General features: G+C 69.9%; 14 protein-coding genes and 2 tRNA genes. 3 read left to right on the top strand and 13 right to left on the bottom strand.

Features of this window, described 5'->3' with window-relative positions; translation table 11 throughout:
* Positions 1-58 precede the first annotated feature (58 nt).
* Positions 59-1,759, top strand: a complete 1,701-nt coding sequence (pknB, locus tag F1C15_RS08975) for a Stk1 family PASTA domain-containing Ser/Thr kinase (protein ID WP_219731535.1) — start codon at positions 59-61, stop codon at positions 1,757-1,759.
* A gap of 45 nt (positions 1,760-1,804) precedes the next feature.
* On the opposite strand, the gene F1C15_RS08980 is transcribed toward pknB, so the two are convergent.
* Genes F1C15_RS08980 through F1C15_RS08990 form a run of 3 tightly spaced genes read right to left on the bottom strand, consistent with a single transcriptional unit; the run spans position 1,805 to position 3,392 of the window.
* Complete coding sequence (locus tag F1C15_RS08980) at positions 1,805-2,443, bottom strand: aminodeoxychorismate/anthranilate synthase component II (RefSeq protein ID WP_056058098.1); 639 nt, start codon at positions 2,441-2,443, stop codon at positions 1,805-1,807.
* Positions 2,440-2,601 carry a hypothetical protein gene (locus F1C15_RS08985; RefSeq protein ID WP_185230687.1) on the bottom strand — a complete coding sequence of 54 codons (162 nt, stop codon included), beginning with the start codon at positions 2,599-2,601 and terminating at the stop codon, positions 2,440-2,442. The genes F1C15_RS08980 and F1C15_RS08985 overlap by 4 nt, the downstream gene beginning before the upstream one ends.
* A 2-nt stretch (positions 2,602-2,603) precedes the next feature.
* A complete protein-coding gene (locus F1C15_RS08990; protein WP_082514651.1) occupies positions 2,604-3,392 on the bottom strand; it encodes a class E sortase in 789 nt (262 codons plus the stop codon).
* 107 nt (positions 3,393-3,499) lie between these two features.
* Between F1C15_RS08990 and F1C15_RS08995 the strand changes: the two genes are divergently transcribed.
* Positions 3,500-3,763 (top strand): cell division protein CrgA, encoded by a 264-nt coding sequence (locus F1C15_RS08995; RefSeq protein ID WP_056058103.1) that lies wholly within the window; start codon positions 3,500-3,502, stop codon positions 3,761-3,763.
* Between the two features lie 219 nt (positions 3,764-3,982).
* Here the strand turns inward: F1C15_RS08995 and F1C15_RS09000 are convergent, their stop codons facing one another.
* Positions 3,983-4,834, bottom strand: a complete 852-nt coding sequence (locus tag F1C15_RS09000; RefSeq protein WP_056058106.1) for a rhomboid family intramembrane serine protease — start codon at positions 4,832-4,834, stop codon at positions 3,983-3,985.
* Positions 4,835-5,374: a peptidylprolyl isomerase gene (locus F1C15_RS09005; RefSeq protein ID WP_056059244.1), complete on the bottom strand. Its 540-nt coding sequence runs from the start codon at positions 5,372-5,374 to the stop codon at positions 4,835-4,837.
* A 138-nt stretch (positions 5,375-5,512) separates the two neighbouring features.
* On the opposite strand from F1C15_RS09005, the gene F1C15_RS09010 reads away from it, so the two are divergent.
* Entirely contained in the window at positions 5,513-6,049 is a 537-nt protein-coding gene (locus tag F1C15_RS09010; protein WP_056058109.1) for a hypothetical protein, read from the top strand.
* Positions 6,050-6,577: 528 nt separating this feature from the next.
* Here F1C15_RS09010 and F1C15_RS09015 read toward each other — a convergent pair.
* The 8 genes from F1C15_RS09015 to gnd all read right to left on the bottom strand — a co-directional run bounded on the left by F1C15_RS09015 (position 6,578) and on the right by gnd (position 14,827).
* A tRNA-Ala gene (locus F1C15_RS09015) sits at positions 6,578-6,650 on the bottom strand.
* A 51-nt stretch (positions 6,651-6,701) separates the two neighbouring features.
* Positions 6,702-6,775: transfer RNA gene (locus F1C15_RS09020), tRNA-Ile, on the bottom strand.
* Positions 6,776-6,847: 72 nt separating this feature from the next.
* The gene (locus F1C15_RS09025; RefSeq protein WP_056058111.1) at positions 6,848-7,255 is read right to left on the bottom strand and encodes a DUF3566 domain-containing protein; all 408 of its coding nucleotides are present in this window, start codon (positions 7,253-7,255) and stop codon (positions 6,848-6,850) included.
* A complete protein-coding gene (gyrA, locus tag F1C15_RS09030; RefSeq protein WP_185230689.1) occupies positions 7,248-9,917 on the bottom strand; it encodes a DNA gyrase subunit A in 2,670 nt (889 codons plus the stop codon). The genes F1C15_RS09025 and gyrA overlap by 8 nt, the downstream gene beginning before the upstream one ends.
* Before the next feature lie 77 nt (positions 9,918-9,994).
* Positions 9,995-11,968: a DNA topoisomerase (ATP-hydrolyzing) subunit B gene (gene gyrB, locus F1C15_RS09035; RefSeq protein WP_185230691.1), complete on the bottom strand. Its 1,974-nt coding sequence runs from the start codon at positions 11,966-11,968 to the stop codon at positions 9,995-9,997.
* A gap of 167 nt (positions 11,969-12,135) precedes the next feature.
* On the bottom strand, positions 12,136-12,687 hold the full coding sequence (locus F1C15_RS09040; protein WP_185230693.1) for a DciA family protein: 552 nt from the start codon (positions 12,685-12,687) through the stop codon (positions 12,136-12,138).
* Positions 12,684-13,925 carry a DNA replication/repair protein RecF gene (gene recF / locus F1C15_RS09045; protein WP_185230695.1) on the bottom strand — a complete coding sequence of 414 codons (1,242 nt, stop codon included), beginning with the start codon at positions 13,923-13,925 and terminating at the stop codon, positions 12,684-12,686. The genes F1C15_RS09040 and recF overlap by 4 nt, the downstream gene beginning before the upstream one ends.
* Positions 13,926-13,942: 17 nt before the next feature.
* Positions 13,943-14,827 carry a phosphogluconate dehydrogenase (NAD(+)-dependent, decarboxylating) gene (gene gnd, locus F1C15_RS09050; protein WP_056058120.1) on the bottom strand — a complete coding sequence of 295 codons (885 nt, stop codon included), beginning with the start codon at positions 14,825-14,827 and terminating at the stop codon, positions 13,943-13,945.
* Positions 14,828-14,829 lie beyond the last annotated feature (2 nt).

The raw sequence follows: 14,829 nt of genomic DNA on the forward strand, positions 1-14,829 counted from the left end.
GCGAGGACCGCTGATCCGACCTGCGGTCGCGACGGGAGTGCAGGGCGTGGTTGAAGGCGTGAGAGAGGGAATCCACCTCCTCGCCAACCGGTATCAGATCGGCGATCTCATCGGTCGGGGCGGGATGGCCGACGTCCACGTCGGCACCGACGCCCGGCTGGGGCGCAAGGTCGCGATCAAGCTGATGAAGCCGTCGCTGGCGCTCGACCCGGCCTTCCGCACCCGCTTCCGCCAGGAGGCCCAGGCGGCCGCCCGCATGGCCCACCCCACCATCGTCCGCGTCTTCGACGCCGGCGAGGAGTCCGCCCGCGACGCGCGCGGCCAGGAGGTGCAGGTGCCCTTCATCATCATGGAGTACGTCGAGGGCCGCCTGCTCAAGGACATCGTCGCCGAGGGCCCGCTCGAGCCCGCCGAGGCGGCCCGCCTCACGGAGGGCGTGCTCACCGCCCTCGAGTACTCGCACCGCGCCGGCATCGTGCACCGCGACATCAAGCCCGGCAACGTCATGGTCACCCACGCGGGCCAGGTGAAGGTGATGGACTTCGGCATCGCCCGGGCCATCTCCGACTCCGCCGCGACCGTCGCACAGACGACGGCGATCCTCGGCACCGCCCAGTACTTCAGCCCCGAGCAGGCGCGCGGCGAGACCGTCGACGCCCGCTCCGACCTCTACTCGACCGGGGTCATGCTCTTCGAGCTGCTCACCGGCCGGCCGCCGTTCCGGGGCTCGTCGCCGGTCGCCGTCGCCTACCAGCACGTCAGCGAGGCTCCCGTCCCGCCGAGCACGATCGCCCCGGCGGTCTCGCCGGGCCTCGACGCCGTCGTGCTCCGCGCCCTGGCGAAGGACCGCTTCGAGCGGTTCCAGACCGCGGCCGAGTTCCGTGACGACGTCGCCGCGGCCGCCGCGGGGCGCGCCCCGGCGCGGCGGCAGCCCGTGCACGACGCGAACGCGACCATGTTCGGCGTCGACGCGCTGTCCGCGGTCGGCAGCGACGCGGCCCTGAAGGAGCTCTCCTCCGACGACAACGACCGGCCGCAGCGCACGCAGACGCGACCGCCGGTCGCGTGGATCTGGGCCGGCATCGTGCTCGTCGCCATCGTCGTGCTCGCCGTCGTCTTCTGGGTCGCCAACATCAAGCCCCCCGAGATCGCGACGGCCACGGGCTCGACCGTGCCCGCCGTCGTGGGCATGAGCTACGACGACGCCGCGGCGGCCCTGGAGGACGTCGGGCTGGTGGCCGTCCGCGCCGACGTGCCCAGCGACTCCGTCCCGGTCGACGAGGTGATCGGCGCCTCCCCGGCCGAGGGCACCACGGAGGTGCCGGAGGAGACCGAGGTGACCCTGCAGGTCTCCTCGGGGCCGACCATGGTCGCCGTCCCGGCCCTGAAGGGGCTCGACGTCGCGGCCGCCTGGGCGGCCGTCACCGGCGCCGGGCTCACCCAGGGCACGCAGACGACCGACTACTCGACCGACGTCCCCGCGGGGGGCGTGCTCGAGGCCGACCCCGCCGAGGCCGAGCAGGTGGCCGAGGGCACGACGGTCGACCTCGTCGTCTCGAACGGCCTGGTGCAGGTGCCCGACGTCACGCGTCAGTCGGTCACGGCGGCGATGAGCGTCCTGGGCGACGAGCTGGGCCTCGTGGTCGGCACCTACCCGGACGCCGGCTGCTCCGGCCAGAGCGTGTCGACGCAGTCCCTGCCGCCGGGCGACCAGCCGCAGGGCTCGACGATCCAGCTGGGCATCTGCAGCGCCGAGTAGCCCCAACGGCCCGGAACACGCTCGTGCGCCGGGTGCGCCCTCCGGTCAGCGGCGACCCGTCAACGGGTCGAGCCCTCGGGCGGTGACCGCCGCCTCCGGCAGGCCCGCGACGCCGAGCCAGTTGCCGATCATCCGGTAACCGCCCTGGGTGAGTACCGACTCCGGGTGGAACTGCACGCCGTAGACGGGCGCCGATCGGTGCTGCAGACCCATGATCACCCCGCCGTCCGTCCGCGAGGTCACCTCGAGGTCGGTCGGCACGGTCTCGTCGACGACCGCCAGCGAGTGGTACCGGGTGGCCGTGAAGGGTTGCGGCACGCCGTCGTAGATCACGCTCGCGTCGTGGCTGACCTGCGACGTCTTGCCGTGCATGAGCTCCTCGGCGTGGGTGACGGTCGCGCCCATCGCCTCGGCGATCGCCTGGTGGCCGAGGCACACGCCGAGCAGGGGCAGGTCGGCCTCGAGCGCCGCGTGCACGACGTCGATCGAGACGCCGGCCGCGGCCGGCGTGCCCGGGCCCGGCGACAGCAGGACGGCGTCGTAGTCGGCGATGCGCGCCGCGACGTCGGCGGCGGCGAAGGCGTCGTTGCGCACGACGTCGGTCTCGGCGCCGAGCTGCTGCAGGTAGCCGTTCAGGGTGTAGACGAAGCTGTCGTAGTTGTCGACGACGAGGACTCGGGTCACGGGGTCTCCACGGTGACGTCGGGGGCGGGGATGATCTCGTTGACGAACGGGAAGACCCACTCGACGAGGGCGTACAGGGCGGCTGCGAGCAGCACGAGGACGAGGAACAGCCGCACCCACCAGGGGCCGGGCAGGACGCGCCAGAGGCTCGAGTACATCGTCAGGCTCCCACTCCGGCCGCGGCCAGCTCGGCCGGCACCTCGGTGAGGGGCGACCACGAATCGTAGACCCCGTACGCCACGATGCGCTCCTGCGCCGTGAACATCGGGTTGCAGCTGGTCAGCGTGATGAGACGCTCGCCGGAGGCGGCGCTCACGTCGGGTGCGTCGGGCACCGGCTGCAGCACGGAGACCTGGGTCGCCGGCACGTACTGCAGGTTGCGGAAGGTGTACGTGTACCAGCCGTCCTGCGTCTGCACGTAGATCTTGTCGCCGGGCTGCAGGTCGGCGATCTTGTTGAACGGCGCCCCGTACGTCGTGCGGTGCGCCGCGATGCCGAAGTTGCCGACCTGACCCGGCATCTGCGTCTCGTCGTAGTGGCCGATGCCGATCTTGTTGAGCGTGCGCACCGTGCTCGTGCCGCCGGCGATGGGCACGGCGTAGTCGGCGCCGAAGCGGGGCACGTAGAAGTTCGCGAAGGTCTGCGCCTCGGCCGGCGCGGCCGTCACCGGCGGGTCGGCGCCCTCGGGCACCTCCGTGGGCGCCGCGCTGGCCTGCTGCTCGAACTGCTCGCTGAGCTGCGATGCCTGGTCACGGTGCTCGTCGGCGACGACGAGGTCGTTGAACCACTGCTGCCACGCGATGAACAGCAGCACGAGGACGCCCGCCGTGATCAGCAGCTCGCCGAAGACCCCCACGACCGAGACGCGCCGTCGGGGCCGACGGGGCCGTGGCGGCTTCGCCGCGGCGGCACGGCGTCGGCCACGGGACCGGCGGGAGTCGTCATCCATGGCTCGATCCTACGTGCTGCACCCGTGCGGGAAAGCGGCCGTCACACGGCGTTCACCTGGGGAGGGACCAGGGCTCCCCCAGCACCCGGGACGCTAGTATGTGCGCCATGGCCACTGACAAGAACCGCACGACGAAGCCCGCCCGCGCCCGCGAGGCCCGCTCCGGCGAGGCTCAGACCTCCGCCGAGGCGCCGAACCCGGTCTGGTTCAAGCCGGTCATGTTCGGCTTCATGCTCGTCGGCCTGGCCTGGATCGTGGTGTTCTACGTCAGCCAGAGCACGCTGCCCGTGCAGTCGCTCGGCTCGTGGAACATCCTGATCGGCTTCGGCATCATGTTCGTCGGCTTCCTCATGACCACCCGCTGGCGCTGACGCGGGCTCTCCGCGTCACGGCCTGCTCGAACGGGTCTTCGGAACTACCCCCGCGTAGTTCTCCCCAGTGTTAATAAGCCTGTGGATAACTCCCTGTGGAGAACACTGAGGAGAAAGTCCCGGTCACACTGCCCGGCCAGAACCGAGAAGAGGCGGCTCCCCACAGGGGAGCCGCCTCTTCTGTCGTTCAGGTGTTCGAGCCCGGACGGCGCTCGACGCTCAGAGCAGACCGATCAGCTGCGCCGACCTGAGCAGGGTGATCGCGACCACCGCGACGCCGAGGGCGACGAGCACGCCGGTCTGCAGGGCGCGCTTCGACCGGTGACGTGTCTTGGAGTACAGGAACGCCACCGCGCCTCCGGCGATCAGGCCACCGACGTGGGCCTGCCAGGCGACGCTCGGCAGGATGAAGCCGAGGGCGAGGTTGATCGCCACGAGCACCAGCAGCTGGATGCTGCGGCTGCCGAGGCTGCGGGCGATCACGAAGAACGCGGCCATTAGGCCGAACACCGCACCGGAGGCGCCCAGCACCACCGAGGACGGTGCCAGGACCGCGACCGCCGCCGACCCGCCGATGCCGGCGATGAAGTACAGCGCCGCGTACCGGGCCCGACCGAGCTGGCGTTCGAGCTCCGCTCCGAAGATGTACAGGGAGTACATGTTGAAGAGGATGTGCCAGAAGCTGCCGTGGACGAACATCGTCGTGACCATGCGCCAGGGCTGCTGGATCTCGACCGGCGCGTAGAAGACGAGCGCCTGCGTCACGACGCCGTTGCCGACCCCCGTGAGCAGCTGCAGCAGGAAGACGACCGCGGTGACGGCCATGATGCTGTACGTCACGACGGGCTTCCCCGCCGCGGCGGCTCCGCGGAAGCGGGTCACGACGGCCGGCTTCACGCGCGGCGCGGAACCGCGCGCCTCACGCACGCACTCGGGGCAGTGCACGCCGACCGCGGCCGGGGTCTGGCACTCGCCGCAGATCGTGCGCCCGCACCGCTGGCAGAGCACGAAGCTCTGCCGGTCGGGGTGGCGGTAGCAGTAGTTCGCGGCGTTCCGGGGAGCGTCGGTCACCTAGACCTCGTCGATGGTGACGCTCTCGAGCACGACGTCGTCGATCGGCTTGTCGCGGGCGTCGGTCTTGACGGCCTCGATCGCGTCGACGACCTTCTTCGACTCGTCGTCGGAGACGACGCCGAAGATGGTGTGCTTGCCCTGCAGCCAGGGGGTGGGCACCGTGGTGATGAAGAACTGCGAGCCGTTGGTGCCCTTGCCGCCGCGGGTGCCGGCGTTGGCCATGGCGAGGACGTAGGGGGCGTTGAAGTTCAGCTCGGGGTGGATCTCGTCGTCGAACTGGTAGCCGGGGCCGCCGACGCCCTGGCCGAGCGGGTCGCCGCCCTGGAGCATGAAGTCCTTGATGATGCGGTGGAAGACGACGCCGTCGTAGAGCTTGTCGGTGCTGACCTTGCCCGTGGCGGGGTGGGTCCACTCGATCGTTCCGGTGGCGAGGCCGACGAAGTTGGCGACGGTCTTGGGGGCGTGGTCGCCGAAGAGGTCGACCTTGATCGTGCCGAGGTTGGTCGTGAGGGTGGCGACAGCAGTGTGCGTGGACATGAGCGCCATTGTCCCACAGGGCCCGGACCCCCCAGCAGGTGCCCAGCGATCGCGGTGTTACCTGCCAGGATGCCTCGTGCCAGGATGGGAGGCCAGCATCGTACTCACCCGTTGCCTACTAGTCGTTGGAGGAACACTGTGGCCCTGTCACGCAAGCAGAAGAAAGAACTGAAGAAGTTCAAGAAGCACGCGGTCGACGTGTGGTCGGAGCAGCGTGAGGTCCTCGGCCACGCCGGCAAGGTCATCGGCGACGCCCGTGACCACGGCGTGAAGTACGCGAACAAGACCGTCGTGCCGCGCGTCAAGGGCGCCGTCGACGCGAACGTCCGCCCGGCCGTCTCCTCCGGCCTCGCCGCGAGCTCGCACGCCGCGGCCGTCGCGCAGGACCGCTGGAAGCACGACGTGTACCCGGCCGTCGCCTCCTACCTCTCGGGCCTCGACCTGGTCAACGACCCCAAGGTGAAGAAGGCCGTCAAGAACGCCAAGAAGCAGGGTTCGAAGGTCGCGGCCAAGTACGTGCCCTCGAAGAAGAAGTCGGGCCCCGGCGTCGGCGGCGTGCTGCTGATCGGTCTCGGCGTGGTCGCCCTCGGCGGGATCGTCTTCGCCGCCGTGCAGACCCTCCGTGCCGACGACGAGCTCTGGGTCGCCGACGACGACGCCGACACCAAGGCCTAGTCGCCCCGCACCACCCCCGAGAGGGCCCGCTCCGGGGGGAGCGGGCCCTCTCGCACGTCCCCCCGCCCCCGACGAGCGAAGCCACGTCCCCCGCCCCCGTCCGCGGCTCCGAGCCCGGCCCCCGAGTCGACGTCGCCGCCTCCGACCTCCTAATTTGAGAGAGATCGCCACGCGGATGCGGCTGCACCCGCACTACCGGGGCCTCATCCCCCGGATCTCTCTCGCTTTCCCGCCACCGCGAGCCGAGCCGCGTCGCCTCCCGCCCCCCCCGACGAGCGAAGCGACGCCGCCCGTCAGATGACGAGCGAAGCGACGTCATCCGGCAGGTGACGAGCGAAGCGTCGTCACCCGCGGCGACGAGCGAAGCGACGTCCCCCGCAACGAGCGAAGCGACGTTGCGCCTCCCCCTTCGGGAGCTGGCCCCGCACGGTGCTGCGCCGCAGGAGCGGCGGCGCAGCCAACAAGCACGAACGAAAAATCCCCGCGAGTTCCCCGAAGGGGAACGAGCAGGGAAAGACCCATTTTTCGTGGAGCCTAGGAGAATCGAACTCCTGACATCCTGCTTGCAAAGCAGGCGCTCTACCAACTGAGCTAAGGCCCCGTTCGGCGGAGTGAACCGCGCCGGGGAACCCGTCGGTGGTTCTCACGGGAGTGGGGCTAACAGGACTTGAACCTGTGACCTCTTCGTTATCAGCGAAGCGCTCTAACCGCCTGAGCTATAGCCCCCGGACCGTCGTAAAGCCTACAGCACGACGACGGAGTTCACGAATCGAGCGTCTGCTCGGCCCGTGAGCCGGTTCAGTTGTTCGTGAAGCCCACGAGCAGGCCGCCGGTGACGCGGACGCTCAGGTTGTACAGCACGGCGACGATGGCACCGATGACGGTGCCGACGACGACGTTGAGGACGGCCACGACGATGCTGAAGAGCATGATCTGGGCGATCGAGAACGTGTCCTGGATGGAGAAGTTCTGGTCGCCGAGGATGTCGCGCAGCAGGGTGTCGAGGTCGTTGAAGATCCCGGTCTGGTTGAGGATCAGCCAGATCAGGAACGTCGCGACGATCGTGATGATGCCGAGGGCCACCGCGATGAGGAACGACAGCTTCACGACCGACCAGAAGTCGATGTAGACGAGCTTGAGTCGGACCTGCTTGGTGCCCGAGGGCTTCTTGGCCTTGCTCTGGAGTCTGTCAGCGACGCTACTCATTGATCGGTTCCTCTTCCGTGCTGTCGTCAGCGGGCTCGACGGCGGGCTCCGGAGCGTTCTCGACGGTGTCGATCACGTCGCCGGGGCTCACGGCGGGCACAGCTTCGTTGTCACCGACCGCGTCGATGACGGCCTCGTCGGACTGTGCCACGAGATTCCGTTCGGTGTTGCGCGCCACGGCGATGATGCGGTCATCAGCGGCGAAGCGCGCGAACACCACGCCCATGGTGTCACGGCCCTTGGCCGGCACCTCGGCCACGGCAGACCGTACCACCTTGCCGCTCGAGAGCACGACGAGCACCTCGTCGTCCTCGCCGACGATGAGGGCGCCGGCGAGGTCGCCCCGCGCCTCCGCCAGCTTGGCGACCTTGATGCCGAGGCCGCCGCGGTTCTGCACGCGGTACTGGTCGGCGGCGGTGCGCTTCGCGTAGCCGCCCTCGGTGACGACGAACACGTAGCCCGTGTCGTCGGCGACCGACGCCGACAGGAGGGTGTCGCCCTCGCGGAAGGTCATGCCCTTCACGCCCGAGGTCGAGCGCCCCATCGGACGGAGGGAGTCGTTGGTGGCGGTGAAGCGCAGCGACATGCCGTGACGGGACACCAGCAGCAGGTCGTCGCTCTCGTCGACGAGCAGCGCCGAGACGAGCTCGTCGTCGTCGCGCAGGTTGATCGCGATGATGCCGCCGGTGCGGTTCGTGTCGTACTCGGTGAGCGCCGTCTTCTTGATCAGGCCCTCCCGCGTGGCGAGCACGAGGTACTGCGCCACCTCGTAGTCGCGGATGTCGAGCACCTGCGAGATGGACTCGTCGGGCTGCATCGCGAGCAGGTTCGCCACGTGCTGGCCCTTGGCGTCGCGCCCGGCCTCCTGCAGCTCGTAGGTCTTGGCGCGGTAGACGCGGCCCTTGTTCGTGAGGAAGAGCAGCCAGTGGTGCGTCGTCGTCACGAAGAAGTGGTCGACGACGTCGTCGGCGCGGAGCTGGGCGCCGCGGACTCCCTTGCCGCCGCGGTGCTGGCTGCGGTAGTTGTCGCTGCGCGTGCGCTTGACGTACCCGCCGCGGGTGATGGTGACGACCATCTCCTCCTCGGGGATGAGGTCCTCGACGCTCATGTCGCCGTCGAAGCCGAACATGATCTCGGTGCGGCGGTCGTCGCCGTACTTGTCGGTGATCTCCTGCAGCTCGTCGCTGACGATGCTGCGCTGGCGCTCGGGCTTGGCGAGGATGTCCTTGTAGTCGGCGATCTCGCGCTCGAGCTTGTCGGCGTCGTCCTGGATCTTCTGGCGCTCGAGGGCCGCCAGGCGGCGCAGCTGGAGGTTGAGGATGGCCGAGGCCTGGATCTCGTCGACGTCGAGCAGCTCCATCAGGCCGCCCCGCGCCTCCTCGACGGTGGGCGAGCGGCGGATGAGCGCGATGACCTCGTCGAGGGCGTCGAGCGCCTTGAGGTAGCCGCGGAGGATGTGCGCGTCGGCCTCGGCCTTCTTCAGCCGGAACTGGGTCCGACGGACGATGACCTCGATCTGGTGGTCGACCCACGCCGAGATGAAGCCGTCGAGCGCCAGCGTGCGGGGCACGCCGTCGACGATGGCGAGCATGTTCGCGCCGAAGTTCTCTTGCAGGCTGGTGTGCTTGTAGAGGTTGTTCAGCACGACCTTGGCGACGGCGTCGCGCTTGAGAACGATGACGAGGCGCTGGCCGGTGCGGCCGGAGGTCTCGTCGCGGATGTCGGCGATGCCGCCGATGCGGCCGTCCTTGACGAGCTCGGCGATCTTGATCGCGAGGTTGTCGGGGTTCACCTGGTACGGCAGCTCGGTGACGACGAGGCAGGTGCGCCCCTGGATCTCCTCCACCGAGACGACCGCGCGCATGGTGATCGAGCCGCGGCCCGTGCGGTAGGCGTCCTGGATGCCCTTGACGCCGAGGATCTGCGCGCCGGTCGGGAAGTCGGGGCCCTTGACGCGCTGGATCAGCGCCTCGAGCAGCTCTTCGCGGGTGGCCTCGGGGTTCTGGAGGTACCACTGCGCGCCCGCCGCGACCTCGCGGAGGTTGTGCGGCGGGATGTTCGTGGCCATGCCGACGGCGATGCCGACGGAGCCGTTGACGAGGAGGTTCGGGAACCGGCTCGGCAGGATCGCGGGCTCCTGCGTGCGGCCGTCGTAGTTGTCCTGGAAGTCGACGGTGTCTTCGTCGATGTCGCGGACCATCTCGAGGGCGAGCGGGGCCATCTTCGTCTCGGTGTACCGGGGGGCGGCGGCGCCGTCGTTGCCGGGCGAGCCGAAGTTTCCCTGGCCCAGGGCGAGCGGGTAGCGGAGGCTCCACGGCTGCACGAGACGGACGAGCGCGTCGTAGATCGCCGTGTCGCCGTGCGGGTGGAACTGGCCCATGACGTCGCCGACGACGCGCGAGCACTTCGAGAACGCGCGGTCGGGGCGGTAGCCGCCGTCGTACATCGCGTAGATGACGCGGCGGTGGACGGGCTTGAGGCCGTCACGCACCTCCGGCAGGGCACGCCCGACGATGACGCTCATCGCGTAGTCGAGGTACGAGCGCTGCATCTCGAGCTGCAGGTCGACCTGCTCGATGCTGTCGCGCTTGATCGCCGGGGCGAAGGTGGGGGTGCCCTCGGCGTCGTCGCCCTCGGGGGTCTGGGTCGGCTCGTCGGCCATAATTCTCCGTCTGTCGTGGTGTGCCCCGGTCGTCTCCGCGGGGCGCGGGCGTGCTCCAGCTCAGCCGGAGGCGCGCATCAGATGTCGAGGAAGCGCACGTCTTTCGCGTTCTGCTGGATGAAGGCACGGCGTGACTCGACGTTCTCGCCCATCAGCGTGTCGAAGATCGTGTCGGCGGCCGCGGCGTCCTCGAGGGTGACCTGGAGCAGGGTGCGGGTGTCCGGGTCCATGGTGGTCTCCCACAGCTCCTTGTAGTCCATCTCGCCGAGGCCCTTGTAGCGCTGGATCCCGTTGTCCTTCGGGATGCGCTTGCCGGCGGCACGGCCCTGCACGAGCATCGCGTCGCGCTCGGCGTCGCTGTAGACGTACTCGTGCGGCGCGTTGCTCCACTTGAGCTTGAACAGCGGCGGCTGCGCGAGGTACACGTAGCCGAGGTCGATGAGCGGGCGCATGTAGCGGAAGAGCAGCGTCAGCAGGAGGGTCGTGATGTGCTGGCCGTCGACGTCGGCGTCGGCCATCAGGACGATCTTGTGGTACCTCGCCTTGTCGGGGTCGAAGTCCTCGCCGATGTCGGCGCCGAACGCCTTGATCATCGCCTGCACCTCGTTGTTGCCGAGCGCACGGTCGAGGCGCGCCTTCTCGACGTTGAGGATCTTGCCGCGGAGCGGGAGGATCGCCTGCGTCTCGGGGTTGCGCCCCTGGACGGCCGAGCCGCCGGCCGAGTCGCCCTCGACGATGAAGATCTCGGAGAGCGACGGGTCTTTGCTCTGGCAGTCCTTGAGCTTGCCGGGCATGCCGTTCGACTCGAGGACGCCCTTGCGGCGGGTCTGCTCGCGCGCCTTGCGGGCGGCGAGGCGGGCCTGCGAGGCCAGGATGCCCTTGCGGACGATCTCGCCGGCCTGCTTCGGGTTGCGGTCGAACCAGTCGTTGAGCTGCGAGCCGGCGACCTTCTGCACGAACGACTTCGCCTCGGTGTTGCCGAGCTTGGTCTTCGTCTGGCCCTCGAACTGCGGCTCGCCGAGCTTGATCGAGATGACGGCGGTGAGGCCTTCGCGGACGTCGTCGCCCGACAGGTTGTCGTCCTTCTCCTTGAGCAGGTTCTTCTCGCGGGCGTAGCGGTTGATCAGCGTCGTCAGCGCGGCGCGGAAGCCCTCTTCGTGGGTGCCGCCCTCGTGCGTGTTGATCGTGTTCGCGTAGGTGTGGACGCTCTCCTGGTAGGAGGTGTTCCACTGCATGGCGACCTCGAGCGAGATCTTGCGCTCGACGTCCTCCTGCTCGAAGGCGATGATGTCGTCGTGGACGGTCTCGACCTTCTTCACCGTGTTCAGGTACTCGACGTAGTCGACGAGGCCCTTCTCGTAGTGGAAGACGTCGTGGCGGGCCTCGACGCCCTCCTCCTGCACGCGCTCGTCGCTGAGCTCGATGCGGAGGCCCTTGTTGAGGAAGGCCATCTGCTGGAACCGGGTGCGGAGGGTCTCGTAGTCGAAGTCGACCGTCTCGAAGATCTCGGCGTTGGGCCAGAAGGTGATCGTGGTGCCGGTGGTGTCGTCGGCCTCGCCCTTCGCGAGCGGCGCGACGGGCACGCCGTCGGTGAAGCTCTGGCGGTAGACGTTGCCCTGGCGGCGGACCTCGACGTCGAGCTCGCTCGAGAGGGCGTTGACCACCGAGCTGCCGACGCCGTGCAGGCCGCCCGAGACGGCGTAGCCGCCGCCGCCGAACTTGCCGCCCGCGTGCAGGACGGTGAGCACGACCTCGACGGTCGACCGGCCCTCGATCGGGTGGACGTCGACCGGGATGCCGCGGCCGTTGTCGACGACGCGCACGCCGCCGTCTTCGCGCATGGTGATCTCGATGTGGTCGCAGTGGCCGGCCAGCGCCTCGTCGACCGAGTTGTCGACGATCTCGTAGACCAGGTGGTGCAGACCGCGGGGCCCCGTCGAGCCGATGTACATGCCGGGCCGCTTGCGCACGGCCTCGAGGCCCTCGAGAACCTGGATCGCACTGGCGCCGTAGGAGTCGTCGGGCTGGGCGTCGGTGGGGTTCGGTGACATGTGCGTGGGGGCTCCTGCCGGACGGGACGAGGGGTGTCGCCCCGCTGCGACACGCGGGCGCGCAGAGCGGTCAGACGACCCTCAGAGTCTACCGCAGGCGTGTCCCCCGTAGGGCGAGATCCGCCCACAGACGGATTTTCACGAGCCTGTTGGACGATTCACCCTCCCTAGCCGTAAGTATCGCGAGGACCACGCCCTGGAACCGATCTGGGGCCGCGTTTCCAGGACGGGGCGTTGGGTGCCAGGAAACGCACCGACTGGATCCCCGCGTCGGGGTACCTCTGGACGATGGTCGTCGTGACCGTCCCGCGCATGAGCCGGAGCTGCGTCGCCCACGCCGTGGAGTCGCACTGCACGGTCAGCGTGCCGTCGTCGATCGACACCGGGTCGGAGTGCGCGGCGAGCTCCTCGCCGACCATGTCGGGCCACGCGGTCATCAGCTCGGACTGCGCCAGCGGCGAGCTCCAGCCCATCTCGGTCGTGACGGTGGCGAGCACGTCGGCGATGCCGCGGGGCTCCCGGCCGGTGCCGAACGGCTGGCTCGGCGAGCCCAGCTTGATGGCCTTGCGACGACGGCCGTCGCGCGAGCGGCCGTTCGGGTCGCCGAACACGCGCCGGAACCGGAGGTACACGCGCTGCGCCTCGTTGTCGCCCCGGGGAGGCGCGGGCTCGGTCGCCGGGGCCGGCTCCGTCGCCGGGGTGGTCGCGTCGTCGCTCACGGGGTCGCCGCCTCGTCGACCGGCGCGGCCTCGTCGACCGGCGCCGCCTCGCTGACCGGCGCCGCCTCGTCGACCGGCGCGGGCTGGTCGACGATCGTGCCCTTCGCGATCCGGACCGTGTGCGCCTTGAGCCGGGCGGGCACGTCGCCCTCGACCGCGGCGGTGATGAGCACCTGCTCGTAGTCGGCGACGGCGTCGGCGAGGCGCTCGCGCCGTGACCCGTCGAGCTCGGCGAACACGTCGTCGAGCACGATCACCGGGTCGCCCGTCGCGGAGTCCGTGCGGATGACGGCGGCAGACGCGAGCTTGAGCGCGAGTGCGAACGACCACGACTCCCCGTGGCTGGCGTACCCGCGCGCCGGCAGCGCGTTGAGCGAGAGGAAGAGGTCGTCGCGGTGCGGGCCGACGAGGGTGAGACCGCGGTCGAGCTCGGACGGCCGCACCCGCGCGAGCGCCTGGCGGAAGACCTCGGGGACCTCCGCCGGCGGGATCGACTCGCTCGGCGCCTCCGCCGCGGTGGTCTCGTCGTCGGGCACGGAGCCCCGGATGCTGAGGACCGTCGAGAGCCGGGCGGCGTGGTCCTCGCCGGCGACGGCGGCGTACGACCGGGCGACCTCGGGGGCGAGGTCGGCGACGAGCTGGTCACGGGCGACGACGATCTCGCTGCCGAGCGCGACGAGCCGTTCGTCCCAGATGTCGAGCGTGCCGAGCTGGTTCGGCTTGACGCCGGAGGCGCGGGCCGACTTCAGGAGCGTGTTGCGCTGCTTGAGCACCCGCTCGTAGTCGGCCTGGACGCCCGCGAGGCGCGGCGAGCGGGTCACGAGCAGCTCGTCGAGGAAGCGACGGCGGCCCGAGGGCTCCCCGCGGACGAGTGCGAGGTCCTCCGGCGCGAAGAGCACGCTGGTGAAGTAGCGCGGCAGCTCGCGGGGCTTGATCGCCCCGCGGTTGACCTGCGCACGGTTGGGCGACGACCGGTTGATCTGGACCTCGGCGAGGAGCTCGCGGTCTCCCGCCTCGAGGCGGGCCCGCACGATGGCCGAGTCGGTGCCCTGCCGGATCAGCGCGGCGTCGGACGACACCCGGTGCGAGCCGAGGCTCGCCAGGTAGCCGAGCGACTCGACCAGGTTCGTCTTGCCCTGGCCGTTGCTGCCGACGAAGAGGTTGGGCCCGCGCGCGAGCGCGACTTCTGCGGACGCGTAGTTCCGGAAGTCGGTCAGGCTGAGATGCAGTACTCGCACGCGGGCCGGTGAGGCGACTAGGCCTTCTTGACCGCGTGGCCGCCGAACTGGTTGCGCAGGGCAGCCACGGCCTTCATGGTCGGCGAGCCCTCGCCCTGGCGCGACACGAAGCGCGCGAAGATCGAGGCGCTCAGCGCGGGCATCGGGACGGCGTGGGCGATGCCCTCCTCGAGGGTCCAGCGACCCTCTCCGCTGTCTTCGACGTAGCCCGACAGGCCGTCGAGCTTGGGGTCGGCCTCGAGGGCCAGCACCATGAGCTCGAGCAGCCAGGAGCGGACGACCGTGCCGCGCTGCCACGCCTTGAAGACCGCGGGGACGTCCTCGACGAGGCCCTTGGCCTCGAGGAGCTCGTAGCCCTCGCCGTACGCCTGCATGATCGCGTACTCGATGCCGTTGTGGACCATCTTCGCGTAGTGGCCCGCGCCGACGCCGCCGGCGTGGCTGAAGCCCTCCTCGCGGGGGCCCTCGGGGCGCAGCGCGTCGAAGACGGGCATGGCGCGCTCGACGTCGGCGGCGTCGCCGCCGACCATCAGGCCGTAGCCGTTCTCGAGGCCCCAGACGCCGCCGGAGACGCCGGCGTCCATGTAGCGGATGCCCTTGGCGTCGAGGAGGGTCGCGTGGACCTCGTCGTCGAGCCACTTCGAGTTGCCGCCGTCGATGACCAGGTCACCGGGCTCGAGCACCTCGCCGAGGTCCTTGATGACCGCGTCGGTGATCTGGCCGTGCGGCACCATCACCCAGACGAGGCGGGGCGACGGCAGAGCCGCGGCGAGTGCGCCGAGGTCCGCGACGTCGGAGACGGCGGGGTTGGCGTCGTAGCCGGTGACCTCGATGCCCGCGTTGCGCAGGCGAGCGCGCATGTTGTTGCCCATTTTGCCGAGACCGACGAGGCCGATGTGCATGA

The organism is Frigoribacterium sp. NBH87, assembly GCF_014217665.1.
Taxonomy (GTDB): Bacteria; Actinomycetota; Actinomycetes; order Actinomycetales; family Microbacteriaceae; genus Frigoribacterium; species Frigoribacterium endophyticum.

Excerpts from the sequence above, each read along its gene's own strand:
- F1C15_RS08985 (WP_185230687.1), bottom strand. The coding sequence starts at position 2,601 with ATGTACTCGAGCCTCTGGCGCGTCCTGCCCGGCCCCTGGTGGGTGCGG.
- F1C15_RS08990 (WP_082514651.1), bottom strand. The coding sequence starts at position 3,392 with ATGGATGACGACTCCCGCCGGTCCCGTGGCCGACGCCGTGCCGCCGCG.
- F1C15_RS08995 (WP_056058103.1), top strand. The coding sequence starts at position 3,500 with ATGGCCACTGACAAGAACCGCACGACGAAGCCCGCCCGCGCCCGCGAG.
- F1C15_RS09005 (WP_056059244.1), bottom strand. The coding sequence starts at position 5,374 with ATGTCCACGCACACTGCTGTCGCCACCCTCACGACCAACCTCGGCACG.
- F1C15_RS09025 (WP_056058111.1), bottom strand. The coding sequence starts at position 7,255 with ATGAGTAGCGTCGCTGACAGACTCCAGAGCAAGGCCAAGAAGCCCTCG.
- gyrA (WP_185230689.1), bottom strand. The coding sequence starts at position 9,917 with ATGGCCGACGAGCCGACCCAGACCCCCGAGGGCGACGACGCCGAGGGC.
- gyrB (WP_185230691.1), bottom strand. The coding sequence starts at position 11,968 with ATGTCACCGAACCCCACCGACGCCCAGCCCGACGACTCCTACGGCGCC.
- gnd (WP_056058120.1), bottom strand. The coding sequence starts at position 14,827 with ATGCACATCGGCCTCGTCGGTCTCGGCAAAATGGGCAACAACATGCGC.